The 24,823-nt window shown below is 68.3% G+C and carries 19 protein-coding genes; 9 read left to right on the top strand and 10 right to left on the bottom strand.

Going from position 1 to position 24,823, the window contains the following annotated elements; translation table 11 throughout:
* Positions 1-340 precede the first annotated feature (340 nt).
* Positions 341-1,507, top strand: a complete 1,167-nt coding sequence (locus KV110_RS06270) for a lipase family protein (RefSeq protein ID WP_423710055.1) — start codon at positions 341-343, stop codon at positions 1,505-1,507.
* 60 nt (positions 1,508-1,567) lie between these two features.
* Here the strand turns inward: KV110_RS06270 and KV110_RS06265 are convergent, their stop codons facing one another.
* On the bottom strand, positions 1,568-2,404 hold the full coding sequence (locus KV110_RS06265) for an SDR family oxidoreductase (protein WP_218474222.1): 837 nt from the start codon (positions 2,402-2,404) through the stop codon (positions 1,568-1,570).
* Positions 2,401-3,348, bottom strand: a complete 948-nt coding sequence (locus tag KV110_RS06260) for a patatin-like phospholipase family protein (RefSeq protein WP_218474220.1) — start codon at positions 3,346-3,348, stop codon at positions 2,401-2,403. Before KV110_RS06260 ends, KV110_RS06265 begins: the two co-directional genes overlap by 4 nt.
* 68 nt (positions 3,349-3,416) lie before the next feature.
* On the opposite strand from KV110_RS06260, the gene KV110_RS06255 reads away from it, so the two are divergent.
* Positions 3,417-4,043 carry a TetR/AcrR family transcriptional regulator gene (locus KV110_RS06255; RefSeq protein ID WP_218474218.1) on the top strand — a complete coding sequence of 209 codons (627 nt, stop codon included), beginning with the start codon at positions 3,417-3,419 and terminating at the stop codon, positions 4,041-4,043.
* Positions 4,044-4,055: 12 nt separating this feature from the next.
* Here KV110_RS06255 and KV110_RS06250 read toward each other — a convergent pair whose 3' ends face one another.
* Positions 4,056-4,601, bottom strand: coding sequence for a histidine phosphatase family protein (locus KV110_RS06250; RefSeq protein ID WP_246634370.1), 546 nt, complete (start codon positions 4,599-4,601; stop codon positions 4,056-4,058).
* Positions 4,602-4,718: 117 nt separating this feature from the next.
* On the opposite strand from KV110_RS06250, the gene KV110_RS06245 reads away from it, so the two are divergent.
* The 5 genes from KV110_RS06245 to KV110_RS06225 all read left to right on the top strand — a co-directional run bounded on the left by KV110_RS06245 (position 4,719) and on the right by KV110_RS06225 (position 12,686).
* Positions 4,719-9,344 (top strand): ATP-dependent helicase, encoded by a 4,626-nt coding sequence (locus KV110_RS06245; RefSeq protein ID WP_218474216.1) that lies wholly within the window; start codon positions 4,719-4,721, stop codon positions 9,342-9,344.
* Positions 9,345-9,416: 72 nt separating this feature from the next.
* Positions 9,417-10,211 (top strand): DNA-formamidopyrimidine glycosylase family protein, encoded by a 795-nt coding sequence (locus KV110_RS06240; protein WP_218474214.1) that lies wholly within the window; start codon positions 9,417-9,419, stop codon positions 10,209-10,211.
* 191 nt (positions 10,212-10,402) lie between these two features.
* The gene (locus KV110_RS06235) at positions 10,403-10,585 is read left to right on the top strand and encodes a hypothetical protein (RefSeq protein ID WP_218474212.1); all 183 of its coding nucleotides are present in this window, start codon (positions 10,403-10,405) and stop codon (positions 10,583-10,585) included.
* 56 nt (positions 10,586-10,641) lie between these two features.
* Positions 10,642-12,003, top strand: a complete 1,362-nt coding sequence (hpnE, locus tag KV110_RS06230; RefSeq protein ID WP_218474210.1) for a hydroxysqualene dehydroxylase HpnE — start codon at positions 10,642-10,644, stop codon at positions 12,001-12,003.
* Between the two features lie 113 nt (positions 12,004-12,116).
* The gene (locus KV110_RS06225; protein ID WP_218478211.1) at positions 12,117-12,686 is read left to right on the top strand and encodes a TetR/AcrR family transcriptional regulator; all 570 of its coding nucleotides are present in this window, start codon (positions 12,117-12,119) and stop codon (positions 12,684-12,686) included.
* A 75-nt stretch (positions 12,687-12,761) separates the two neighbouring features.
* Here KV110_RS06225 and KV110_RS06220 read toward each other — a convergent pair whose 3' ends face one another.
* Positions 12,762-14,528 carry a glycerol-3-phosphate dehydrogenase/oxidase gene (locus KV110_RS06220; RefSeq protein ID WP_218474209.1) on the bottom strand — a complete coding sequence of 589 codons (1,767 nt, stop codon included), beginning with the start codon at positions 14,526-14,528 and terminating at the stop codon, positions 12,762-12,764.
* A 282-nt stretch (positions 14,529-14,810) separates the two neighbouring features.
* Between KV110_RS06220 and glpK the strand changes: the two genes are divergently transcribed.
* Complete coding sequence (gene glpK / locus KV110_RS06215) at positions 14,811-16,310, top strand: glycerol kinase GlpK (protein WP_218474207.1); 1,500 nt, start codon at positions 14,811-14,813, stop codon at positions 16,308-16,310.
* 184 nt (positions 16,311-16,494) lie between these two features.
* Here the strand turns inward: glpK and KV110_RS06210 are convergent, their stop codons facing one another.
* The 4 genes from KV110_RS06210 to KV110_RS06195 form a co-directional block, all read right to left on the bottom strand.
* Positions 16,495-17,673 carry an aminotransferase-like domain-containing protein gene (locus KV110_RS06210; protein WP_218474205.1) on the bottom strand — a complete coding sequence of 393 codons (1,179 nt, stop codon included), beginning with the start codon at positions 17,671-17,673 and terminating at the stop codon, positions 16,495-16,497.
* A gap of 59 nt (positions 17,674-17,732) precedes the next feature.
* Positions 17,733-18,740: a DUF8176 domain-containing protein gene (locus tag KV110_RS06205; protein WP_218474203.1), complete on the bottom strand. Its 1,008-nt coding sequence runs from the start codon at positions 18,738-18,740 to the stop codon at positions 17,733-17,735.
* Between the two features lie 99 nt (positions 18,741-18,839).
* Complete coding sequence (locus KV110_RS06200; RefSeq protein ID WP_246634369.1) at positions 18,840-19,883, bottom strand: hypothetical protein; 1,044 nt, start codon at positions 19,881-19,883, stop codon at positions 18,840-18,842.
* A 251-nt stretch (positions 19,884-20,134) separates the two neighbouring features.
* Complete coding sequence (locus KV110_RS06195) at positions 20,135-21,538, bottom strand: NAD(P)H-quinone dehydrogenase (protein WP_218474201.1); 1,404 nt, start codon at positions 21,536-21,538, stop codon at positions 20,135-20,137.
* Positions 21,539-21,750: 212 nt separating this feature from the next.
* Here KV110_RS06195 and KV110_RS06190 point away from each other — a divergent pair, with 212 nt between their 5' ends.
* A complete protein-coding gene (locus tag KV110_RS06190) occupies positions 21,751-22,224 on the top strand; it encodes a gamma-glutamylcyclotransferase family protein (RefSeq protein ID WP_218474199.1) in 474 nt (157 codons plus the stop codon).
* An 83-nt stretch (positions 22,225-22,307) separates the two neighbouring features.
* On the opposite strand, the gene KV110_RS06185 is transcribed toward KV110_RS06190, so the two are convergent.
* Complete coding sequence (locus KV110_RS06185; protein ID WP_218478209.1) at positions 22,308-23,456, bottom strand: M20 family metallopeptidase; 1,149 nt, start codon at positions 23,454-23,456, stop codon at positions 22,308-22,310.
* Positions 23,457-23,581: 125 nt separating this feature from the next.
* A complete protein-coding gene (locus KV110_RS06180) occupies positions 23,582-24,754 on the bottom strand; it encodes a M20 family metallopeptidase (RefSeq protein ID WP_218478207.1) in 1,173 nt (390 codons plus the stop codon).
* Positions 24,755-24,823: the final 69 nt, after the last annotated feature.

The raw sequence follows: 24,823 nt of genomic DNA, 5'->3' as shown, positions 1-24,823 counted from the left end.
GCTCCGGCAGTGGGCCTTGGGCAATTGCATAGGTGTTTGGTTGTGAATTGTCCAATATGCCGGACCCGGTTGCGCGTCGCGAGGGGCGCGGCGCTACCTTCGCTCCGGATGGTGCCGCCGCTTTTGCGGCTACCCGCAGTTGTGTGAGCCGAAAGGTGGTGTGCCGGTCCGACCTTCGGTTCGGCTGCGGGTTCCTGCTATCCGTCCGTGGTGAACGACGATGTTCGCCGCGGTTACCCATGCAGTGGTGGTCCGTCCGAGTTGCCGAGGCGTTGTCGGGGTCGGTGAGTCGGTAACGGCCGAGATTCGAAGGAAACCCGTGCACAGAGTTCCATTCAGGATCGCGATCCTGTTGTTGAGCGTCGTCTCGGTCGGGCTGTTGGGCCTGCCCGCGAACGCTCAACCGCTCTATCCCACTCCGGATCCAGATGTGTTCTACGCGCCGCCCGCCGATCTGGCAGCATTACAGCCCGGCGACGTCGTCCGCACCCGCAAGATCGACACTGGCCCCTATGTGGGAACCACGGGCTGGCAGGTGGCGTTCCGTTCCACCAACTCGATGGGCAACCCGGTCATGGGGGTGACCACGGTGCTGCTGCCGAACGGCGTGCGGAACCCACCGCTGGTCTCCTACCAGGCGTTGATCAATTCCCTTGGCACCCAGTGCAACCCGTCCCGGTCGCTGTTCAACGGCGAGTTGCAGGATGCCGTCGGCGCCATGCTGCCGATCGGGCGCGGCTGGGCGGTTTCGCTGCCCGACTACCTCGGCCCCACCGCCGCCTACGGTGCGGCCCGGCTCAGCGGCATGATGACGTTGGACAGCGTCCGTGCCGTGCGTAAGGTCGCCGACCTCGGTCTCGCCGAGTCTCCCGTCGCACTGGCTGGCTACTCCGGCGGCGGCATGGCCACCGCGTGGGCGGCCGCGCTACAGCCCACCTACGCACCAGAACTGAAGCTCGCCGCCGCGGTCGCCGGCGGTATCCCCGCCGATCTGGAAGAGATGGCGCTGGCGCTCGGCTTCGAGCCGCACCCCGGGTTCGGGCTCGCGTTCGCCGCCGCCATGGGCCTCGAGCGCGAATATCCCGACAAGCTGCCGATTTCGGATCAGCTCAACGAAAACGGCCTGTGGTTCCGCGAATTCACGCACGATGCCTGCCGCCGGTTCCTGCTCTTCCATGGCGCCTTCCGCAGCGCCGAGCAAATGGCCGCGTCGAAGAGCCTGATGGACAACCCGGAGGCGCGGGCCATCCTGCGGGAGAACAGCTTGCGCAACTACCCCGGCATCCCGACCGTCCCCACCTACCTCTGGCAGGGCCGCTTCGATACCCTGACCTTCTTCCCCCCGGTGGCCGAGGTAGCCGAACGTTACTGCCGCGCAGGCGCGCCGGTCGAATTCCGCGCCTACGACATCGCCGAACACATGACCACCGCCGTCGCGGGCTTCGCCGATGCGTGGAACTACGTGGAAGCCCGCTTCCGCGGCGAACCCGCACCGACCACCTGCTGACAGCAGACGGACCAATGGCCCCGGAGTTCGACTCCGGGGCCATTTTCCGTCCACCAGGGTTCAGCTGATGGAGCGGACTTGCTCCTCGTACTCGGCGCGGGTCTTTTCGTCCTCGGGATGCAGGGCGCGGTCGCCGTCGAAGAGCCTGCGTACCAGGCGGACCGCGCGTTCGGGGGCGGCGGCCAACGCCAGGTCGATGGGACCGAGATAGCTGGGGACGGCGACTTCGCCCTTCCGGGTGGTGCAGGTGCGCAGAATGGCGGCGGCGACGTCTTCGGGGTCGACGGTGGGCATGCCGTGGCCGAGGGTCAGGCCGGAGGAGAGCCGGGTGCGCACGGCCGAAGGCATGACGCAGCTGACACTGATGCCCTGCGGGGCGAACTCCAAACGCGTTGCGGCGGACAGGCCTACGGCGGCGAACTTGCTCGCGTTGTAGACGGCCAGGCCGGGGACCGGGATCTTGCCTGCCAGCGAGGCAACGTTGATGATGTGCCCGCGACCCCGCTCGATCATGCCGGGGGCGACCGCGCGCATGCCGTTGATGAGGCCCCAGACATTGATGTCCATCGTCGCCTGCCCCACCACATCCGGCTCGTCGAGGAACGGGCCCGCGGGCATGACACCGGCATTGTTGACGAGGATGTCGACGTGTCCGAGATCGGCGATCACCTTGTCCCACTGGCCACGTGAGCGCACGTCGAGCTCGTAGGAGGTGGCACCGATTGCGGCCGCGGCGGTTTCGGCCGCGATGGTGTCGACATCGGCGATCACCACCTCGGATCCCTTGGACGCGAACAGTTCCGCGGTGGACTGCCCGATGCCGCGTCCCGCCCCGGTGACCAGGACGCGAGCGCCGGTCAGCTCGATATCGGGATAACCGTGACCGAGAATTCTCATGCGAAGGCTCCTTGTTCGAGCGCACGGCGAGTGCTGCGCAGACTGTGCTGGAAGGTATCGAGGCGGCGGCGGCCGTCCATGAAGTTGGCGCCCATCACCGCGAGGTCGTCGGCGGTGGCGTCGAGGCGAAGGACCTTGGTGCCGGTCGCGCGCAGCTGGGCGATCTCGGCATCGAGCTCGGCGCTCATCCGGTTTCGCAGTTGCCGTTCGAGGAAATGCCCCGGACCGGTCGCGGGGATCTTCCCGGTCGAGGCCATCGGTGCGAGCACGACGAGCTCGTCCAACTGCTGCGGGATGAGCAGGTCCACCGATGCGGTCGAACCGGCGCCGCCGTCGATGAAGCGGCGGCCCGCAAGGGATACCGGGGGGAACCACCCGGGCACCGCCCACGACGCGCGCAGGGCCGCACCGAGCGGCACGGTCGGCGCATCCGGCGAACCGAACGGAACCCGTTCTCCCGTCGCGTAATCCATGCTCACCAGCCAAGTAGCGGGGTGCGCGACCCAGGAACGTCCAGGGTTCAGTCGCTCGGCGAGCTGCTGTAGCCAGCTCGCGTCACCACTGCCGACCGGCATCAGTCCGCTGCCCGCGGTGAGCAGAGCTTGACCGGAGCCGGTGCGGCGCAGCGGCAATCGGAAGGAACCCAGTCGCGGCCGCGGGATCGGCGGCAGCCGCCCGGGGCCGGACCGCAGGTGCGCCAGCAGGATCGGATTCGTGGACGTGCCGTCCTGCATGGCGACCAACTCGTCCACCGAAATGCCGCTGCCGAGCATGGTCACCAGTTCCGCACCCGCCGACGTCCCGATCAGCACGTCGGCCTCGCGTGGATCCCAGTCCAGCGCGTCCCGCACCGCGGCCAGCGCCGCGACGATCCACGCGGCGCCGAGCGTGCCACCGCAGCCGATGGCCAGGCCGCGTCGCTGCGACCCGTTGTTGTTACCCATGGTTCCAAACACTAGCAGAATCCAAATACCAGCGGTATCCGAAATCTGACGGTACGTAGAATCACGGCATGGCACGTCTGACCCGGTCCGAGAGCCAGGCCCGCACCCGCGCTGACCTGATCGCCACGGCACGCGACCTCTTCCTGGCCGACGGCTACGCGAGCACCAGTTTGGAACGGGTCGCCGAGGAGGCGGGCTATTCGAAGGGCGCCGTTTACTCGAACTTCCGCACCAAGAAGGAGTTGGGCCTCGAGGTAATCGAACTCATTCACGCGACCAAGTTCCAAGAGGTCACCGACTTGCTCGCCGCGGGTGACAGCTTCGACGAACAGCTCGAACGCTTCCAGGAGTGGGCCGAGCGGACCGTCGGCGACGTCGGCTGGACCATGCTCGAATTCGAATTCGCCACCGTCTCCCGCGACGATCCCGCATTGCAGGCCGCGCTGGTGTCCAGCCTCGGCGTGGTGCGCGGAGCGGTCGCGGCGCAGGTGCAGACGCTGGCCGACACGATGGGCATCGAGCTGCCGGTGCCCGCCGAGGACGCCGCGACGGCGATCCTCAGCATGGGCATCGGCCTTGGCATGCAACGCGCCATCGACCCGTCCATCCCGGCCCGGCTGATCACCGATGCCGTGCGCCTGCTCGTCACCCTCGGCACGGGACCGCTGGCCGCGCACAGCTCCGGCACGCCGTGAAGTGCGCGGCGGTCACGCCGTGAAGTGCAAGGTCCACTCGCCGCGGTAGTGCAACCGGGTGACGCTGCCCGGCGGAATGTCGATCCGCCAGAACGATTTCGGCGGCGCGTCCAGGGTCACCAGCAGGGCCGCGCGGATGACGGCTGGGTGGGTGACGGCGATGGTGGACTTACCCTCCGAGGCTATCTCGGCCATCCAATACCTGGTCCGTTCGATCACATCCACCACGGATTCGCCGCCGTGGCCGCGGAACTTCGGGTCGGTGAGCCACGCGTACAGCTCGTCTTGCGGCACGGACATCAGCGCACCGCCGCGCCAAGCGCCCGCGTCGAGGTCACGTAGTCGGGTGTCCTCCTCGCCGGGCAGCCCTAACAGCGCCGCGGTCTCCACCGTCCGGCGCTCAGGTCCGGTGAGCACCCGGGGAGCGGCAAGCGGCGTGCAGCCAGAGATGGCGCGGCGGCCTGCTTCGGTCAGCGATTCGTCGACTGGAAAACGTGCCTTCCGCATCGCCTCGGTCATGCCATGGCTGACCAGGTCGAGTCTGAGCACCTTTTGCACGCTCGAAGCGTACGGCTATGCGCATGTCACTGTTCCTGCTCTCCGGGAATTGAGGCCAGATTCAGGTGCGGTCGGTGACGCCGCCGGGTTGTCGGTGCCCGGGTGCACACTGAACCCATGGCCCAGTTCTCCACCGCTACCCAGGAGTGGTTCGACGGTGCGTTCCCCGCGCCGACCGCCGCTCAGCTCGGCGCGTGGGCGGCGATCGCGGCGGGCGAGCACACCCTGGTGATCGCGCCGACCGGGTCCGGCAAGACGTTGTCGGCGTTCCTCTGGGCGATCGATCAGCTGGCCACCCGCGAGAAATCGACGGAGCGGGCGGGCACCTCGGTGTTGTATGTGTCACCGCTCAAAGCGCTCGCGGTGGACGTGGAGCGCAATCTACGGGCGCCCCTGGTGGGTGTGACGCAGACCGCCAAGCGGCTCGGACTGGATCCGCCCGCGATCACCGTCGGCGTCCGGTCCGGGGATACCAGTGCGTCCGATCGCCGATCGATGCAACGCACGCCGCCGGACATTCTGATCACCACACCCGAGTCGCTGTTCCTCATGCTCACCTCCGCGGCCAAGGAGACGCTGCGCAATGTGGGCACGGTGATCGTGGACGAGGTGCACGCGATCGCCGGATCCAAGCGCGGCGCGCATCTGGCGCTTTCGCTGGCTCGGCTCGATCAGTTGACGTCGGCGTCGGGTAGCGACTCGATGAGGGGTGGTGGTCGGGCGACGGGTGAGCCTGACCGGCCTGCGCAACGGGTCGGCTTGTCGGCGACTGTCCGGCCGCCGGACGAGGTCGGCCGGTTCCTGGTGGGCAACGCACCGATCACCATCGTCTCGCCGCCCGCGCCGAAGACCTTCGACCTGTCGGTCCGAGTGCCGGTGGCGGACATGACCGAACCCGGTGAGTCCGATCAGCCCGGCTCGATCTGGCCGCATGTGGACGAAGCCATCGTGGATCTGGTGCTGGAGCACCGTTCTTCGATCGTGTTCGCGAATTCGCGCAGGTTGGCCGAACGGCTCACCGCACGGCTCAATGAAACCTATGCGGCGCGGCTCGGTGAACCGGTGGAGACCGAGCACAAGCCGCCCGCCCAGCTCGGCCCGTCGACCGAGGTGATTCATGGCGCGGGCCCGCTGCTGGCCAGGGCGCACCACGGTTCGGTGAGCAAGGAGCAGCGCGCGCTCATCGAGGACGACCTGAAAAGCGGGCGGCTGCGCTGCGTCGTCGCGACGAGCAGTCTCGAACTCGGCATCGACATGGGCGCAGTCGATCTGGTGGTGCAGGTAGAGGCACCTCCCTCGGTGGCGAGCGGTCTACAGCGGATCGGACGGGCCGGGCACCAGGTCGGCGAGATCTCGCGCGGCGTGCTGTTCCCCAAGCACCGGACCGATGTCATCCACTGCGCGGTGGCCTCACAGCGAATGACCGCCGGACAGATCGAGGCCATTCAGATTCCCGCGCATCCGCTCGACATCCTGGCCCAGCAGACCGTGGCCGCGTGTGCGCTCGAACCGATCGACGTCGACGCCTGGTTCGAGATCGTCCGCGGCACCGGCAGTTACGCGACGCTGCCCCGTTCGGCGTACGAGTCGGTGCTCGACCTGCTGGCCGGACGGTATCCGTCGGACGAGTTCGCCGAGCTGCGACCGCGACTGGTGTGGGACCGGGACGCGGGCACGCTCACCGGACGCCCCGGCGCGCAGCGACTGGCGGTGACCTCGGGTGGCGCCATCCCGGACCGCGGCCTGTTCGCGGTGTACATGGTCGGCGAGAAGGCCTCGCGGGTGGGCGAACTCGATGAGGAGATGGTGTACGAGTCGCGTGTCGGCGACGTGTTCGCACTGGGCGCGACGAGCTGGCGGATCGAGGAGATCACCTTCGACCGAGTGCTGGTGACACCCGCCTTCGGGCAACCGGGACGGCTCCCCTTCTGGCACGGCGACGGATTGGGGCGTCCCGCCGAACTCGGTGGGGCGCTGGGCGAATTCGTGCGGAAGGCCGGTCAGCACCCGGAGAATCTGGAAAAGCTCACCGCGGCAGCCGGTCTGGACACCTTCGCGACCGCGAACCTCGGCACGCTGCTGGACGAGCAGCGCACCGCGACCGGGCAGCTGCCCACCGACAAAACACTGGTGGTGGAGCGGTTCCGGGATGAGCTCGGCGACTGGCGGCTGGTGCTGCATTCGCCGTACGGACTACCGGTGCACGCGCCGTGGGCGTTGGCCATCGGGGCACGGCTGCGCGAACGGTTCGGCGTCGACGCCGCGCCCAATGCCTCCGACGACGGCATCGTGGTGCGTTTGCCGGACACCACCGACGATCCGCCCGGCGCGGAGTTGTTCGTCTTCGAGCCCGACGAGATCGATGACATCGTCACCGAACAGGTCGGCGGTTCCTCGCTTTTCGCCTCCCGCTTCCGCGAGTGCGCCGCGCGAGCCCTGCTGCTACCCCGCCGCGATCCCGGCAAGCGCGCCCCGCTGTGGCAGCAGCGGCAACGGTCGGCGCAACTGCTCGATGTGGCGCGCAAGTTCCCCGACTTCCCAATTCTGCTGGAGACGGTGCGCGAATGCTTGCGCGACGTCTACGATCTGCCGTCGCTGCGCGACCTGCTCGGCCGGGTGGCACGGCGCCAACTGCGGCTGGTGGAGGTGGAGACGGCGACCCCATCGCCGTTCGCGAACGCTCTGCTGTTCGACTACATCGGCCAGTTCATGTACGACGGCGACAGCCCGCTGGCCGAACGCCGCGCGGCCGCACTATCGCTCGACTCGGGCCTGCTCGCCGAACTGCTCGGCCGGGTGGAACTGCGCGAGCTGTTGGACGCCTCGGTCCTGGAGCTGACCGAGCGGGAGTTGCAGCGGCTCACCCCCGAACGCCATGCCCGTGACGCCGAAGGACTGGCCGATCTGCTGCGCCTACTCGGGCCGCTCACCGCCGCCGAAGCCGCCGAACGCTGCGTCGACGATCCGCAGGAATGGTTCGCCGAGCTGGTGAAAGCACGCCGCGCCCTGGAGGTTTCGTTCGCGGGCCGCAGCTGGTGGGTGGCCGTGGAGGATGCGTCCCGGCTGCGCGACGCACTCGGCGTGCCGCTGCCGATCGGCACCCCCGCGGCATTCATCGAACCGGTCGCCGACCCGCTCGGCGATCTGGTCGGCCGGTACGCCCGCTCGCACGGACCGTTCAGCACCGAGGCGGTGGCCGCCCGGTTCGGCCTCGGGACCGCCGTCGTCACCACCGCACTGCACCGGCTCAGCAGCGAAAAACGCATCGTGGAAGGCGAATTCACGCCCGGTGCGGCCGGTTCGGAATGGTGCGACGCGCAGGTGCTGCGCCGACTACGCCGCCGCTCGCTGGCAGCGGCAAGACACGAGGTCGAGCCGGTCTCGACCGCCACCTTCGGCCGCTTCCTGCCGTCCTGGCAGCACATCGGCACCGGCGAGCTGCGCGGAGTCGACGGTGTCGCCACGGTGGTGGAACAGCTCGCCGGTGTGCCGGTCCCGGCCTCGGCCTGGGAATCGCTCGTCCTGCCCGCCCGCGTCCGCGACTACTCCCCCGCGATGCTCGACGAACTGATGGCCACCGGCGAAGTCACCTGGTCCGGCCACGGCTCGATCACCGCCAAGGACGGTTGGATCGCCCTCCATCTGACCGACCAAGCCCCCTTCACTCTCGCGCCGCCCGACGACATCGAACTGTCCGAGGTGCAGTTGCGACTGCTCACCACCCTCGGCGCATCCCTCGCACCCCCGGTGCCGTCCCCCGCCATAGAGCAGGCACCCGGCGACGCCACGCCACCCGTGCCGGTGATGCACGGCGGAGGTGCCTTCTTCTTTCGGCAACTGTCCGATGCGACCGGGCTGCTCGACGACAGCGCGGTGGCGGCGGCACTGTGGGAGTTGGTCTGGGCCGGAATGGTTTCGGGGGATACCTTCGCACCGGTCCGGGCACTGCTGACGGGCACGACGCGGACGACGACCGCCCATCGAACGCCACGACGGGCCCCGCGCGGGCGGGCTTATCTGCCGCGGCCGAGCATGCCGACCCGGTCCGGCCCGCCCGCGGTGGCCGGACGGTGGTCGCTGTTGCCGGAGCGAGTGTCGGACAACACCGTTCGCGCGCATGCGACCGCGGACATGCTGCTGGAGCGGTACGGCGTGCTCACCAGGGGGTCGGTGCAGAACGAGGGGGTGCCGGGCGGATTCGCGCTGATGTATCGGGTACTGACCGAGTTCGAGGACCGCGGGCGCTGCCGCCGCGGGTATTTCGTCGACTCACTCGGCGGCGCGCAATTCTCCACCACCGATGTGGTCGATCGGCTGCGGTCGTTCGACACCGAGCGCAGCCGTCCCGGCCAGACCAGGAAGCAGACCGGGCAAGCACTCGCACTGGCGGCCTGCGATCCGGCCAATCCGTATGGGGCGGCACTGGCCTGGCCGAAGGGTGACGGCGACGGTGGACATCGACCCGGCCGTAAGGCAGGTGCACTCGTCGTGCTCGTCGAGGGTGATCTCGTGCTCTACCTGGAACGCGGCGGCAAGACTTTGCTCACGTTCACCGAGGACCCCACCGCCCGCCAGTCCGCTGCTCGCGCGCTGGCCGACCTCGTGCACCACCGCCGGGTCGACTCCCTGGTCATCGACCGCGTCGACGGCGAAACCGTGCACGGCAACACCTTTGCGGGCTTCCTCACCGAGGCGGGCTTCTCGGCGACTCCCCGCGGCCTCCGCCTCCGGAGCCGCCCATGAGTGGCCCCGATCGGACAAACCACAGACCGGCCGGGCCCGCCGGCGGCGACAGCGACCACCGAGGGCACCGACATGCCCGAGGGTGACACCGTCTACCTCGCCGCGGCCCGGCTGCGCGCGGCGCTGGCGGGTAAGACATTGACCGGCAGCGACTTCCGGGTGCCGCGGTATGCGACCGTGGATCTGCGGGACCAGGTCGTGGACAGCGTCGGCAGCTACGGGAAGCATCTGTTCATCCGAACCCCGACGGTGAGCATCCATACCCACCTCAAGATGGAAGGTACCTGGCGCGTCTTCCACTGCGGGCAGCGCTGGACCAAACCCCGCGTCACCGCCCGGCTGGTGCTGCGCACGGATGAGGTGGAGGCCGTAGGGTTTTCGCTCGGCAAGGTCGAGGTGCTGCGGATCGGCGACGAGCACACCGTCATCGACCACCTCGGCCCGGACCTGCTCGGCCCGAATTGGGATGTGACCGAGGCGGTGCGGCGGCTGGAACGATATCCGGAGCAGCCGATCGGCGTCGCGTTGCTGGATCAGCGGAACCTGGCCGGTATCGGCAATGTCTATCGAAGCGAGATCTGCTTTCTGCGCCGGGTCCACCCGGCCACCCCGGTCGGCGACGTGCCAGACCTGCTCGCGCTGGTGAACGAGGCGCACCGGGTGCTGACCCAGGCCGTGCAGGCGCCACCGCGGCGTGAGCTGGTCTACGGCCGCACCCGCCGCTCCTGCCAGCGATGCGGCACGCCCATTGCGTCGCAGCTGCTCGGCGAGCCCGCGCCCGCCTCGGACCGGATCGCCTACCGCGAGCGCGGCATCTACTTCTGCCCCCGCTGCCAGCCCGACCCGCGGCGCGCGGACGAAGGCTGATCGAAAAATCTGCCGCAACACCCAGCCCACCGGTTCGCGGCATCGAATCACCTGTGCAACCGAACCAATCGCTCGGCGTGGCCCCGGGCTATCGACCAACCATCACTGTAATTTGCCACTCAGTTGCTAATGATCGGCGCGCTCGGCACGACTATATCCGTGGCAGTCACGACACAGCACAGGAGCAGGCCATGACGACGGTATCGAGATCGGGCAGACGATTGCTCCTCGCGATTGCCAGCCGCCTCTTCTTCGCCGCGCTGGCCACCCTGGCCACCGTGCTCTTCAGTTACCTTCTGCTGCACCCGAACTCGGACGCGGGCACACCGCAGCAGCCACAGCCGCCGATCACCTCGGTGTCGCCTCGCCCTTGACGTACCGCGCCCACCCCACCTAACTTACAAGTTGTAAGTTAATCAGGGAGTGTGGCATGAACGATCCACGGCAATACGTGGTCATCGGCGGCGGACTCGCGGGCCTCGCGGCCGCGGTCTGGCTGGCCGAAGCAGGCAAGCAGGTCACCCTGCTGGAGCGGCGCGGCAGGCTCGGCGGCCGCACCCACGCCATGAAGGTCGATGCGGCCGACGACCTCCCGGACAACGGCCAGCACGTGATCGCCAGCGGCTACGAGCACCTGTTCCGGTACCTCACCAGCATCGGCACCCGCCAGTACGTCGCTTTTCCGCACCATGCGACGTTGCGCTGGCCGGACGGCCGCAGCGTCACCATGAGCACCAAGGGTCTCGGCGCACTGCGCACGCTCGCCGGTGCCCACCCCGACGCCAATCTGCTCGAGCGGGCGCGCGCCACCATCGCCACCCTCCGGCTCGGCTGGCAATGCCTGCACCAACCCGCCGACCTGCCCGATCTGACCACCGAGCAATGGTTCAACCGCATCGGCATGCCCGCGAAAGCCCGTGAGGCACTGTGGGATTGGCTGGCGCTCGGGGTCGCCGCCGAGCCGGTGCAGCAGGAGTCGGCCAAGGTGCTCGCCGATGTCATGGCCACCGGTATCCGCCTCGGCATCAAGCACCGGCGGCCGGCCACCATCGGATATCCCACCACCGACCTCGACACGCTGTACATCACCGGTGCGCTGAAAGTCTTCGCGGAGCACGGGGTCAAGGTTCAGCATCGCGCGGTGGCCCGGCGGATCAATATCGCCGACGGCCGGGTCACCGGCGTGGCACTGGCGGACGGCACCACCGTTCCCGCCGACGCCGTGGTGTGCGCCGTCCCCAACTCCAACGTCAACGGCCTGCTCGACGACCTGCCCGAGCATGCCGAGATCTACGCGGCCGCGGACAAATTGGGTTACACACCGATCGTCAGCACCAACCTGTATCTGGACCGCCCGCTGGGCACCACCGCCGAGTTCGAGGCATTGATCGGCGGCACCGGCGTGATCGACGAGGTCTTCGACCGCCAGCGAATGACCGGCCGCAAGACCGACCAGGCCTGGCTGTACTGCCTGACCACCAGCGGCGCCTACGAACAGATCCACAAGACCAACGAGGAGATCGTCGCCGAGCAGATGGCACTGCTGCGCCGCTACTATCCCGCCGCCAAGGAGGCGACAGTGGTGCAGGGCCACGTGGTTCGGATGCCGAAGGCGACGTTCTCACAGGTCGTCGGCACGCACGCGTTGCGCCCCGATCAGCAGACGTCGGTGCCGACGCTGGTGCTGGCGGGCGACTGGACCGCCACCGACTGGTCGGCAACCATGGAAAGCGCAGTACAGAGCGCGGCCAGGGCGGTCGACCTGCTGCTTGCGCTACCGTCGGTGCCGTGACCACGGATCGCGCCACGTCCGATTACGTCGCCGACCCCCTGACCGGCAAGCCGCTGGCAGCCGAGCCGCCGACCACCGAGTCCCCGGCCGACCAGCCGACGCCGAAGCGCCGGATGTCGGCCGCCGACCGACGGGCCCAGTTGCTGGATGTCGCACGCGACATCGTGGCCGCCGACGGTTTCGGCGCGGTCACCATCGATCGGGTGGCGCGCGAGTCGCAGGTGGCCCGCGCCCTGGTATATCAGCAGTTCAGCGACCTGTCCGGGCTGATGACTGCGCTGTTGGACCGGGAGTCGGCGATCGCGCTGGCGGGGGTCAGCAGCGTCGACTGGTCCGACACCGTCGACGTCGACCAGGTCGGGCGAGGCATCCTCGCGTACCTGCATGCGGCACCGACCAGTTGGCGAATCATCCTCAGCCCACCCGACGGCGGGCCGCCCGATTTGCGTAACCGACTCGAGCTCGGCCGGGCCTACGCCCGCGCCATCGGCGCCAGGCACCTGTCCCGCTACGCAGGCGTCACCGTCGATCCGGACGGGCCGACCGAGCGCATCCTGCTCGCGGCGATGGAGGAACTGGCCCGGCTCCATCTCACCGATCCCGACACCTACCCGGACGACATGGTGCTCCGCTATCTGCGCTCACTCGTCAGCTGGGCAATCCGCCTGGAAGCACCCCACTGACCGGCGACGGTACCATCGCGTTGCCGCCGCCAGCGGTCGGCCTTTCCTGAGTACCAGCGTGATTCGGGTTCGGCGCTACCGGTTCGACTGTCGCAGTGCACTGTTCACTGCGCCGTCCGCCGGAACCGGCTCCAGAATCTCGGGACGAGGTTCGGGAGCGGCGATGCGAAGGGCGTCGGCGGAAGCGTCGTCGGGCTGAGTTTGGGAACGGATCTCGGCTTCGACGCGGGCGCGGTAAGTCGTTACCTCGCGTTCGATTTCGGCCTCGTCCCAGCCGAGGATCGGGGCGACCAGCTCGGCCACCTGCTGGGCGCTGTCGGCACCGCGGTCGGGATACTCGATGGAGATGCGGGTGCGGCGGGCCAGGATGTCGTCCAGGTGCAGCGCGCCTTCGGCGGCGGCCGCGTAAACGGCCTCCACTTGCAGGTACGACGGTGCCTCGGTAATGGGTTGCAGCAGTTCGGGTTTGCCGTCCGCCAGCGCCATCACCTCGTCGATCAGCGAGCCGTATCGATCGAGCAGGTGCTTGATCCGGTACGGGTGCACGCCGTATTCCTCGGCCAGCTGCACCGTCTGATTCACCAGCGCGAAGTAGCCGTCGGCGCCGAGCAGCGGCACCTTTTCGGTGATCGACGGCGAGACCCGGGCCGGAATATCCTGTGCCGCTTCGTCGACCGCGTCGTAGGCCATCACCCGATAGGTGGTGTACTTGCCGCCCGCGATGCCGACCAGGCCCGGCGCGACCCGGGCAACGGCATGTTCGCGGGATAGCTTGGAGGTCTCGTCGCTCTCGCCCGCAAGCAGCGGCCGCAATCCCGCGTACACACCGTCGATATCGTCGTGGGTGAGCGGGGTGACCAGCACCTCGTTGACCCGGTCGAGCAGGTAGTCGATATCGGCCTTGGTCGCCGCGGGGTGCGCCAGATCCAGGTTCCAGTCGGTGTCGGTGGTGCCGACGATCCAGTGGGTGCCCCACGGGATGATGAACAGCACCGAGGTCGGGGTGCGCAGGATGATCGCGGCGTCGCTGACGATGCGGTCGCGCGGCACCACGATGTGCACGCCCTTGGAGGCCCGCACATGGAAGCGGCCGCGCTGGTGGGCCAGCGCCTGCACCTCGTCGGTCCACACGCCGGTCGCGTTGATCACCACGTGCGCTCGGATATCGGCGGTTCGGCCGTCCTCGCTGTCGCGCACCTGCACGCCGACCACCCGGTCGGACTCGCGCAGGAACCCGACCACCTGCGTGGAGGTGCGGATCACCGCGCCGTAGTGCGCGGCCGTGCGGGCCACGGTCATCGTGTGCCTGGCGTCGTCGACGACCGTGTCGTAGTAGCTGACGCCGCCGATCAGCGAGCTGCGTTTCAGGCCGGGAGCCAGCCGCAGCGCCCCCATCCGGGAGAGATGCCGTTGTCCAGGAACGGATTTGGCGCCGCCCATGGTGTCGTAGAGCACCAGCCCCGCCGCGACATACGGACGTTCCCACGCTCGGTGGGTGAGCGGATAGAGGAAGCGCAACGGCTTCACCAGGTGCGGGGCCAGCGTGGAGAGCGCGAGCTCGCGCTCCCGCAGCGCCTCGCGCACCAGGCCGAACTCCAGCTGCTCCAGATAGCGCAGGCCGCCGTGGAACATCTTCGACGACCGGCTCGAGGTGCCGGAGGCGAGGTCACGCGCCTCGACCAGCGCGACCTTCAGCCCGCGGGTGGCCGCGTCGAGCGCGATGCCTGCGCCGACCACGCCGCCGCCGATGACGACCACATCGAAGTGGTCCTTGCCGAACCGCTCCCAGGCCGCTCTGCGCTGCTCCGGACCGAGGAACTGGAACTCCGGTTTCTTGGTCATGCTCGACTCCTCCAACCGCGCCGGTTGTCGACGACTTGTGGTCTTTCTCGGGCATTCGTTCGAGCTGCTCGTCTACAGGCTATGCCAGTGCAGAGGGATCTCCTCGACCATGGCATGGCTCGTGTCGCCGAGCGCTACTTGTCGGTAACCAATGCCAACACTAATCCTCCGGCGCGCGGACGGCGATGTGATGCCCGACCACCCGTGGCCGCGCAGATAACGAAGGGACCCGCGAGGGCCGCAATCGGACACAGCGCGTGCGGCGTTTAGTAACCTGCACGAATGCGTCGCTATGTGGCCGCCATCGACCAAGGCACGACCTCGAGTCGTTGCATCGTCTTCGATCGGCAGGGGCGCGTCGTCGGCGTGGCCCAGCGCGAACACGAACAGATTTTCCCACGCCGGGGCTGGGTCGAGCACGATGCCGAAACCATCTGGAAGAACACCGAATTCGTGCTGGGCGAGGTGCTGAAGCAGCAAAAGCTCAGCGGCGACGACATCGCCGCGGTCGGGGTGACCAACCAGCGCGAGACCACGGTGGTGTGGGATCGCGCCAGCGGCAAGCCGATTCACCACGCCATCGTGTGGCAGGACACCCGCACCGACCGGCTGACCACCGAACTCGGTGGCGACATCGGCCCGACGCGCTACCAGGAGCGCACCGGGCTGCCGCTGTCCACCTACTTCGCCGGGCCCAAACTGCGCTGGATCCTGGACAATGTCGACGGTGCGCGCAAACGCGCCGAGGCGGGCGAGCTGTGCTTCGGCACCATGGACAGCTGGGTGCTGTGGAACCTCACCGGCGAGCACATCACCGACGTGACCAATGCCTCGCGCACCATGCTGATGGATCTGAATACCCGGCAATGGGATTCGGAGATCTGCGCGGAATTCGGTGTGCCGGAGTCGATGCTGCCCGAGATCCGCAGCTCCTCCGAGGTGTACGCGGAAATCACCTCGGGTCCGCTGAAGGGGATTCCGGTCGCGGGCATTCTCGGCGACCAGCAGGCCGCCACCTTCGGCCAAGCCTGCCTGTCCCCCGGTGAAGCGAAGAACACCTACGGCACCGGCAATTTCATGCTGCTCAACACCGGCACCACGCCGGTGGTCAGCAAGCACGGGCTGCTCACCACCGTCTGCTATCAGCTCGGCGACGAGCCTGCCGTGTATGCCCTGGAGGGTTCGATCGCGGTCACCGGCTCACTGGTGCAATGGTTCCGGGACAATCTCGGCATCATCTCCTCGGCGGACGAGATCGAGCCGCTGGCCAGCAGTGTCGAGGACAACGGCGGCGCCTACATCGTGCCCGCCTTCTCCGGGCTGTTCGCGCCGCGCTGGCGGCCGGACGCACGCGGCGTCATCGCCGGGCTCACCCGGTATGTGAACAAGGCCCACCTGGCGCGAGCGGTGCTGGAGTCCACCGCTTTTCAGACCTACGAGGTGGTCGAGGCCATGCGCGCCGACGCCGAATCCGAGCAGATGGACCTGGAACTGACCACCCTGAAGGTGGACGGCGGCATGGTCGGCAACGACCTGCTCATGCAATTCCAATCCGACATCCTCGACGTGCCCGTGGTACGTCCGGTGGTCAACGAGACCACCGCGCTCGGCGCCGCCTACGCCGCCGGGCTCGCGGTCGACTACTGGTCCGGCACCGACGAGATCCGGGAGAACTGGGCCGCCGACAAGACCTGGCAGCCGACGATGTCCGACGCGGATCGCGACGAGCACCTGAAGGCATGGAACAAGGCCGTCGAACGCACCTACAACTGGGCCGACTGACCCGCCACCGGGGATGCCTCGAACTGCGCTCGCTCCGGCGGAGGGTACGTGTGGGCAGGTCACGAACTACCTGCAGCCGGGTGTCAACGACGGCTGATGCGTCGTCCGCGGCTGGCGGGACGCAGTCCGCGTGCCGGAGATGCGTAGTCCGCGGGCGCCGGTCGCCGCGGGTGCACCTGACCCTTCACTCCCCCGCAGCACGGGCCAATCGGTCCACTGCCGCGGTCAGGGTTGCGGCGTCGGAGGTGGTGAAGCACAGGCGCATCGAGTGCCGGTAGTCGCCGTCGACGGCGAACGCCGAGCCGGGCACGTAGGCGACTCCCGCCGCGAGCGCACCGGGTAGCAGGAGTTCGGTGTCGGTGCCGTCGGTGAAATCGACCCAGACGAACATGCCGCCGGTGGCGTCGGTACAGCGCACCCGGTCGCCGAAACGGGTACGCAGCTCGTGCACAAGGGTTTTGGCGCGCTCGCCGTAGGCATGGCGGACGGAGTCGACATGGCTGGTCAGCCAGGTTTCGTCGGCGAGCAGCTCGGTCGCGATCTGCTGGGTGAGCGCCGAACCACACAGGTCAGCACCCTGTTTCAGCAATTCCACGGCACGGCAGACGGGATCGGGTGCCACCATCCAGCCCACTCGCAGGGTCGGCGAGATGATCTTCGAGGCACTGGAGAGCCGGATTACGTTGGGCGAGTATGTCGCCACCGGTTCCGGGGCCGGACGGTCGAACCACAGTTCACCGTACGGATCGTCCTCGATCACCCAGAACCCATGGGCGGCAGCGAGTTCGGCGAGCTCCCGGCGACGCGCCGGGCTCTGCGTCACCCCGCCCGGATTGTGGAAGTTGCTCACCGTATGCACCAGGGCGGGCCGCTCACCGCGCGCCAGCAGATCCTTCAGCACGTCGACGCGCATGCCCGCGCCGTCCAGCGGCACCGCGACGATGCGCGCGCCCGCGGCCCGGAAGACTTGCAGCGCACCGACATACGCCGGATCCTCAACCACCACCAGCGCGCCCGGCTCCAGCAGTACCTCGGCCAGCAGCGACAGCGCCTGCTGCGAACCGTGCGTCACGAACACCTCGGCGACGTCGACCGCACGCCCGAGCCGCACCGACTCCCGGTCCGCCAGCACCGCGCGCAGCGGTGCCCAGCCGGGCGATTCGGTGTACTGCAGACATCCGGTTCCGCGCAACGCGTTGTCGGCCGCCACGGCCAATCGCTCGCGCGGCATCAGCTCGGCGTCCGGCAGCCCACCGGCCAGGCCGATCACCTCCGGCCGCGCGGTGAGTTTCAACAGGTCACGGATCGCCGAGCTGCGCAGGCCACCGAGTTTGCCCGCCAGCGGCGGAAGGGTCGCCGACATGCCTTCACTTTTTCATACTGCGACCAATATATGAAACCGATATCCCAGAATATGAGACGTCAGCGATCGTTGATGGAATACAACAACTGCTTGCCGTCCCGCTCCACGGTGGTAATGATCTGCTTGTAGAGCCGTTTTGTCCCGTCGGGCCGGAACTCTTGCAGGTCGACCTCGTACGACCCCGGCGTCACTTCGAGGATCCGCAGGCAGTGCAGGGTGCCGACGGGGATTTCCTCATCGATGCCCTTCTGGATGTTCGCCGCGGTGGACACATTGAACGCGTCGTCGGCCACGAACCTCCTGGCGCGCTCACCGCTGCGCTCGACGTAGAAGGCGTACTGGAAGCCGAGGATCGCGGCGGGCCCGCTGGCGGTGTCGCCGCTGCCGTTGCCGATGGCGACCTTGCCGTCCTTGGTGGCCGGACAGCTCAGCGCCGCGGTGGTCGCGGCGGGCGGTGCCGGATTGTCGCCGCCGTTGTTCCTGGACACCATGATGACGGTCACCGTCAGCCCGACCAGGATGACGACGGCCAGAATGCCCGCGATCACATTGCGGCCCTTGTGCGAACCGGACCGCTGCGGCGGCGCGGCGACCGGAGCGGTGGGCGCCAGTCGCTGCGCGATCGGATCGTCCGCCCAGGACAGTCCCGACGCGGCCAGCGGCGGCGGTTTGGGCACGCTGCCGGTGTCCGTCGGGCGGGTCCACCACGAGTCCTTGTCGGCGTCGGCGGGCGCGGCCTGCTCACCGGACGGCACGCGTGGCTGCGCCGGTCCCGGCCGCGCGGCGGACGGCCCCGGGAAGACCGTCGCATCGGGTGCCCGGTACTGGGCGGCCGGCGGCGGTGTCGGCTCCGGTTCGGCCGCGGGCCGCCACACCAGCTCCGGATGGTCGGCCGTCTGCTCCGGCACCGGCCAGCGCGGGCCGGTATCACCCATCGGCGGACCGAATTCCGAGACGGGCGGACCGAATTCTGAGACCGGCGGGCCGAATTCGCCCACCGGGGGGCCGAAATCCGACGCGGACTGGTCGTCGGATTCGTTCTCCCTACGATCACCCTCGGAGTTCACACCCAATCCTTTCCCCAGGACACACGTGTGGGGCGGTCGCGAACGACCGCCCCACCCGTCGAAAAAGCTCCAGCCGGTGTCAGTAAGCTCCAGCCGGTGTCAGTACTGGAGTGAACCACCCCACTGGGTGGTGACACCGCCTACTTCGACAGTCTGCGGAGCGAGGTCGCCCGGCTGAAGCGGAAGCTTAACCTGTGCCGCCGCTTCGAGTGCCGCGGCACCGCCCGGCTGTTCCTTGATCCAGTTCTCGACCGCCGCCTTGGCCAGATTGGCCTGGGTGGTGTCGAAGACGGAGATCGTCTTGTTGTCGGCCAGGCCGACGCCACCGGTATAGGTGGTGACCTTGACGGTGTTGGTGTCGACGTATTCGACCGACACACCGGCCTCACCCTGACCGGCGGGCGTGCGGTAGCCGATGGTGCCGACGTAACCCGACTCGTTGTTGAAGTGGTGGGTGTTGGCCACATAGCCGGGCAACAGCGCGCCACCGTCGATGTTCGCACCGATTTCCTGGTGCGGGCCGGTCATTTCGACGACCGGAGCCGGCGGAGCGGCCTGCAGCTGCGGGGCCTGCCAGCGCGGTTGCTGCTGCGGCTGGACCAAGGTCTCCGGCTGCGCCTGGGTGTTCTCGTCTCCCGGCGTGGTCTGCGTGCTTGGCGGCGTGGTGCCGGGCTGGGCGGGCTGCTGATCGCCCGGCTGCTGCTGGCCCCCCGGCTGCTGCTCGCCGGGCTGCTGCTCGCCGGCGGGCGCGTCCGGCATGGACGCGGGCTGATCCGACTGACCAGGCACCGGCAGCGGCGCGACGCGCGGGGTGGTGACACCCGGCTGAGTCGGCTGAGCCAGCTTCGGATCCTTCGGCGGATTCGGCATGACCTGGTCGGGGTCCGGCGTGGTGACGCCCGGCTGGCTCGGCGTCTGCGGCACGGTCGGCTTGTTCGGATCCGGCTTCGTGGTTTCCGGACTCGGCGGCGCCTCGTTCACCCCGGGCTGCGACGGAGCCGGAGTGGGCGGTGTTGGAGGTGGTGTGGTCGGCTGAGCCCCCGCCGGTGCCGCGAAGAGAGTGGCCACAGCGGCCGCGGTGGCCAGTGGCAACGAGGAACTCGCCATCGCTCGCTGCGCCCGACTCGGCTTACGATGTTTCACTTTTCGCATTCCCTTTCCCGGGTGCGACCTGATTCGGTCGCACACAGTTGTCTCTGTCGAGACGCCCGGTCGTCGAACGACGCGAAGGTCATTCGACGTTTCGACTGGGAAAAGATCCATCCCCCCGAACACCGAACCACGCGACCGCCCGCCGATCGCATCTCTGCGGGAAGTGAACCATATGTAGGCCTGATGGGCAATGTGAATGAAACTCTTCCGGCAGCACGAACCTCACTGAACCGCAAGACCATTCAATCCAGGTCGTCGTGCCGCATCAACTGACGTGCCGCTTCGGTCACCGAGCCGGTCAGCGACGGGTACACCGAGAAGGTTTGCGCCAGGTCGTTGACGGTCAGGTTGTTCTGCACCGCAAGGGCGATCGGCAAAATGAGCTCCGACGCGATCGGGGCCACCACGACGCCGCCGATCACCACGCCGGTGGCGGGGCGGCAGAAGATTTTCACGAAACCCCTGCGCAGGCCCGACATCTTGGCTCGCGGGTTGGTATTGAGCGGCAACATCACCGTGCGCGCGGGCGTCTCGCCGTTGTCGATCGCGGTCTGGCTCACGCCGACGGTGGCGATCTCCGGGCGGGTGAACACCGCGGACGCGACCGTCTTCAGCCGGATCGGGCTGACGCCCTCGCCGAGCGCGTGGTACATCGCGATGCGGCCCTGCATCGCGGCCACCGAGGCCAGCGGCAGCAGGCCGGTGCAGTCGCCCGCCGCGTAGATGCCGGGCACGGAGGTCCGCGAGACCCGGTCCACCCGCAGGTAACCGCCGCGGTCGAGCTCGATACCGACCCGCTCCAAGCCGAGACCATCGGTATTGGGCGTCGAACCGACAGTCATCAGGGCATGCGACCCGGCGACGGTCCGGCCGTCGGACAGCTTGACGACAACACCCTCTGCGGTGCGCTCCACCGCGTCGGCGCGGGCATGCTTCACCAGCTCGACACCGCGCTCGGCCAGCGCGTCCTCCAGCACGAGGGCCGCGTCGGCGTCCTCGCCGGGCAGCACCCGGTCGCGACTGGAGACCAGCCGTACCCGCACACCCATTTCGGTGTAGGCGGAGACGAATTCGGCGCCGGTGACACCGGAACCGACCACCACCAGGGTCTCCGGCAGCTCCTCCAGGTCGTAGAGCTGGCGCCAGTTCAGGATGCGCTCACCGTCCGGCTCGGCACCGGGCAACACGCGCGGGCTCGCACCAGTGGCGATCAACACAACCTCGGCCTCGATGGTCGTCTCGGTGCCGTCGGCCAGCTTGGCCAGCACCTGATGCGCGGCAAGGCCGCTGGACGCGTCGGTCAGCTCCGCGCGACCGGCCAGCACGGTCACCCCGACGGTCTGCAACTTGGACCTGATGTCGGAGGACTGCGCCAACGCCAGCGCCTTGACGCGGCCGTTCACCTCGGCCAGTTGCACGGTCGCCTGGTTCGGATCGAGCGTGATCCCGAGATCACGGGCGCGGCGCAGGTCGGTGCGCACGCCGGTCGAGGCGATGAAGGTCTTCGAAGGGACACAATCCCAGAGCACACAAGCCCCGCCGATGCCGTCGCTATCGATCAGCGTCACCGACGCACCGTGCTGGGCCGCCACCAGCGCCGCCTCGTAACCGGCCGGTCCGCCACCGATGATCGCTATGCGGGTCATTGATACCTCCGCTCTTGGTTGCGCACCGGGATCTCCGGTACCTGTCAACGTTATCGGGCGAGGCACGCCCACCCGCCGCCCGGCCACCACCCCCCACGGAATCGCTACGCGATGCGGGTCCAGAGGGTCGCCGCGCCCGGAACGCGCCACCGGAATACCGCATCTGGCCGGGATAGAGTCGATCCCGGGATGTTATTGGCTACCCTTTGCTGGTGCCGATCTACGCCGCCTATGGGTCCAACATGGACTCAACCCAGATGCTCGAGCGCTGTCCGCACTCGCCTATGTCCGGAACGGGCTGGTTGGAGGGCTGGCGGCTCACTTTCGCCGGCGACGACATCGGCTGGGAAGGACCGCTGGCGACGGTGGTCGAGGAGCCCGGCTCGCGGGTCTTCGTCGTGCTCTACGACGTGTCGCCGGAAGACGAGCAGCGACTGGACCGCTGGGAGGGCTCGGACTTCGGCATCCACAAGAAGATCCGGCTGCGCGTCACCCGCAGTGAGAGCACCGCCGATCCGACGCTGGCCTGGCTGTATGTGCTCGATGCCTACGAGGGCGGGTTGCCCTCGGCGCGCTATATCGGCGTGATCGCCGATGCGGCCGAAAAGGCCGGTGCGCCAGAGGATTACGTACACTCCCTGCGAACCCGCAACAGCCGCAATGTCGGGCCGGGGAACTTCGGCTGACAAACGAACGACGTGGCCGACCCGAGGGTCGACCACGTCGCAAGCGCTCTGAGCGGCCTCGCGCATTCGCGCTCGCAAGCGCTCTAAGCGTTCAGCACGATATTGGTCAGCACCCGCACGCCCACCGCGAGCGCACGCTCGTCGAGGTCGAAGGTCGGCTGGTGCAGATCCAGCTGCTCGCCGTGTCCGGACCAGACACCAAGCCGCGCCATCGCGCCCGGCACCTCTTCCAGGTACCACGAGAAGTCTTCGCCGCCACCGGATTGCATGGTGTCGGCCAGCGCGTCCGGGCCGAGCTTGCGGATCGCGTCCTCGAACATCCTGGTCGACTGTTCGTCGTTGACCACCGGCGGCACGCCGCGACGGTAGTTCAGCTGATACCGCACACCGGTCGGAGCGAGCAGGCCGTCGACGATCTCGCGCACCATCGGCTCCAGCAGCGACCAGGTCGCGTGATCGCCGGTGCGGACGGTGCCGGTGAGCATGCCGGTCTGCGGAATCGCGTTGGGCGCCTTGCCCGCACTCACCGCACCCCACACCATCACGGTGCTGGTACGCGGGTCGATGCGACGACTCAGCAAGCCGGGCAGGCCGGTGATCACGGTCCCGATGGCGTAGACCAGGTCGCTGGTGAGATGCGGACGGGAGGTGTGCCCGCCCGGCGAGTCGAGGACCAGTTCGACCGTGTCGGCAGCCGAGGTGATCGCGCCGACGCGGATGCCGACCCGGCCCACCTCCAGCCGCGGGTCGCAGTGCAGTGCGAAGATCCGCTCCACACCCTCCATCGCGCCGGTGGCGACCACGTCGATCGCACCGCCCGGCATGACCTCCTCGGCGGGCTGGAACACCAGCCGCACACCGACCGGCAGTTCGGGCACCTCGGCCAGCGCGAGCGCGGTGCCGAGCAGGATGGTGGTGTGCGCGTCGTGGCCGCACGCGTGCGAGACACCGGGCACGGTGGACGCGAAGCTCAGACCGGTGAACTCCTGCAGCGGCAGCGCGTCCATGTCGGCGCGCAAGCCGATGCGCGGCCCCTCCGGTCCGATGTCACAGATGAGGCCGGTGCCGCCGGGCAGTGGCTGCGGGGTCAGGCCCGCCTTGCTCAACCAGGACGAGATGAACTCGGTGGTGGCGAACTCGGTGCGAGAAAGTTCCGGGTTGGCGTGGATGTGCCGACGCCACTGGACGAGGTCGGCCGCGTGTTCGGCCAGCCAGCCCTCGACCGATCCCAATCCCGTTCCCACGGTGTTCCCCGTTCCCACGGTGTCCGACAATGCGACGATGTCCGGGCCCTCCGCGAGTGCGCACGCACCCGCTTCCGTGCCGGTCGCCCGCTCCGCCGAACGGCCGATAGTGCTCACCGAAAGTCCTCCTGTCGTTGAACGAGCCGTTGCAACAACCTGTCCCTTTGTTCTTCATCGCTGGCAGCGGTGATCGCGGTACGCGCGAGTGCCAGCGCGCCATCGACCACCGCACGATCCGCCGAGGCGTTGACACTCGCCGCGGCGAAGTCTGGCTGGTGCGTCACCGCACCTCCGGCATCAATGCCGATAACCGGGTGGATGCCCGGAATGACGTTGGTGACGTTGCCCATGTCCGTACTCCCGAGCGGCCGCTGTGCCTCGAGCTCGGGTGCGATCGGCACTCGCCCCAATCCGGTTATCTGCTCGCGATAGGCAAACAGTAACGCCGGATCGGGTGTCAGCTCGGTATATGTCGGCGCGACAGTCCGTATTTCGTGGGTGCAGCCGGTCGCAAGGGCACCCGCCTCGAAACACGCCGACGCTCGTCGCATCAGATTGTCGAGAGATGCGGAGTCGACTGCGCGTAGGTAATACAGCAGTTCCGCACGTCCGGGCACGATGTTCGGGGCTACGCCACCATCGCCGACTATACCGTGAAGTTGCTGGCCAGGCTGGAGATGCTGCCGTAGCAACCCAAGAGCTACCTGACTGACGGTGACCGCGTCGCCCGCGTTGCGACCCAGTTCCGGGGCGGCGCTGGCGTGCGCCTCGCGGCCGTGGAAGACGATCGACAGGTCGGCCATCGCCAGCGACCGCGCGCCGACGATGTCGAGCGGGCCGGGGTGCACCATCATCGCCATCGCCACGTCGTCGAAGATTCCGCGTTCCAGCATCAGCACCTTGCCGCCGCCGCTCTCCTCGGCCGGGGTGCCGAGCACGAGCACGGTCAGTCCCATGGCGTCGGCGACCTCGGCGAGGCCGAGCGCGGTGCCGACGGCCGAGGCGGCAATGATGTTGTGCCCGCAGGCGTGCCCCATGCCGGGCAGTGCGTCGTATTCGGCGCAGATGCCGACGGTGAGCGGGCCGCTGCCGAAGCTGGCGCGGAACGCGGTCGGCAGCTCGGCCACGCCCGTTTCGATCTCGAAGCCACGCTCGGCGAGCGGCGCGATGGTCTTGGCGACGCTGCGGGTTTCCTCGAAAGCGAGCTCCGGCTCGGCGTGGATGGAGTGCGAAAGGTCGATCAGCTCGTCGCAGGCGGCCTTGATCGCCGCGTCCGACAGCTGCATGGCATCAGTGCGCGCGACGTCATAGTCGTTGCGCGATTCCTGGTGCCCGCTGCGCGGTGGTGGCATGGC

This window comes from Nocardia iowensis (assembly GCF_019222765.1).
Taxonomy (GTDB): domain Bacteria; phylum Actinomycetota; class Actinomycetes; order Mycobacteriales; family Mycobacteriaceae; genus Nocardia; species Nocardia iowensis.
This window is presented reverse-complemented; position numbering and strand designations above follow the sequence as displayed.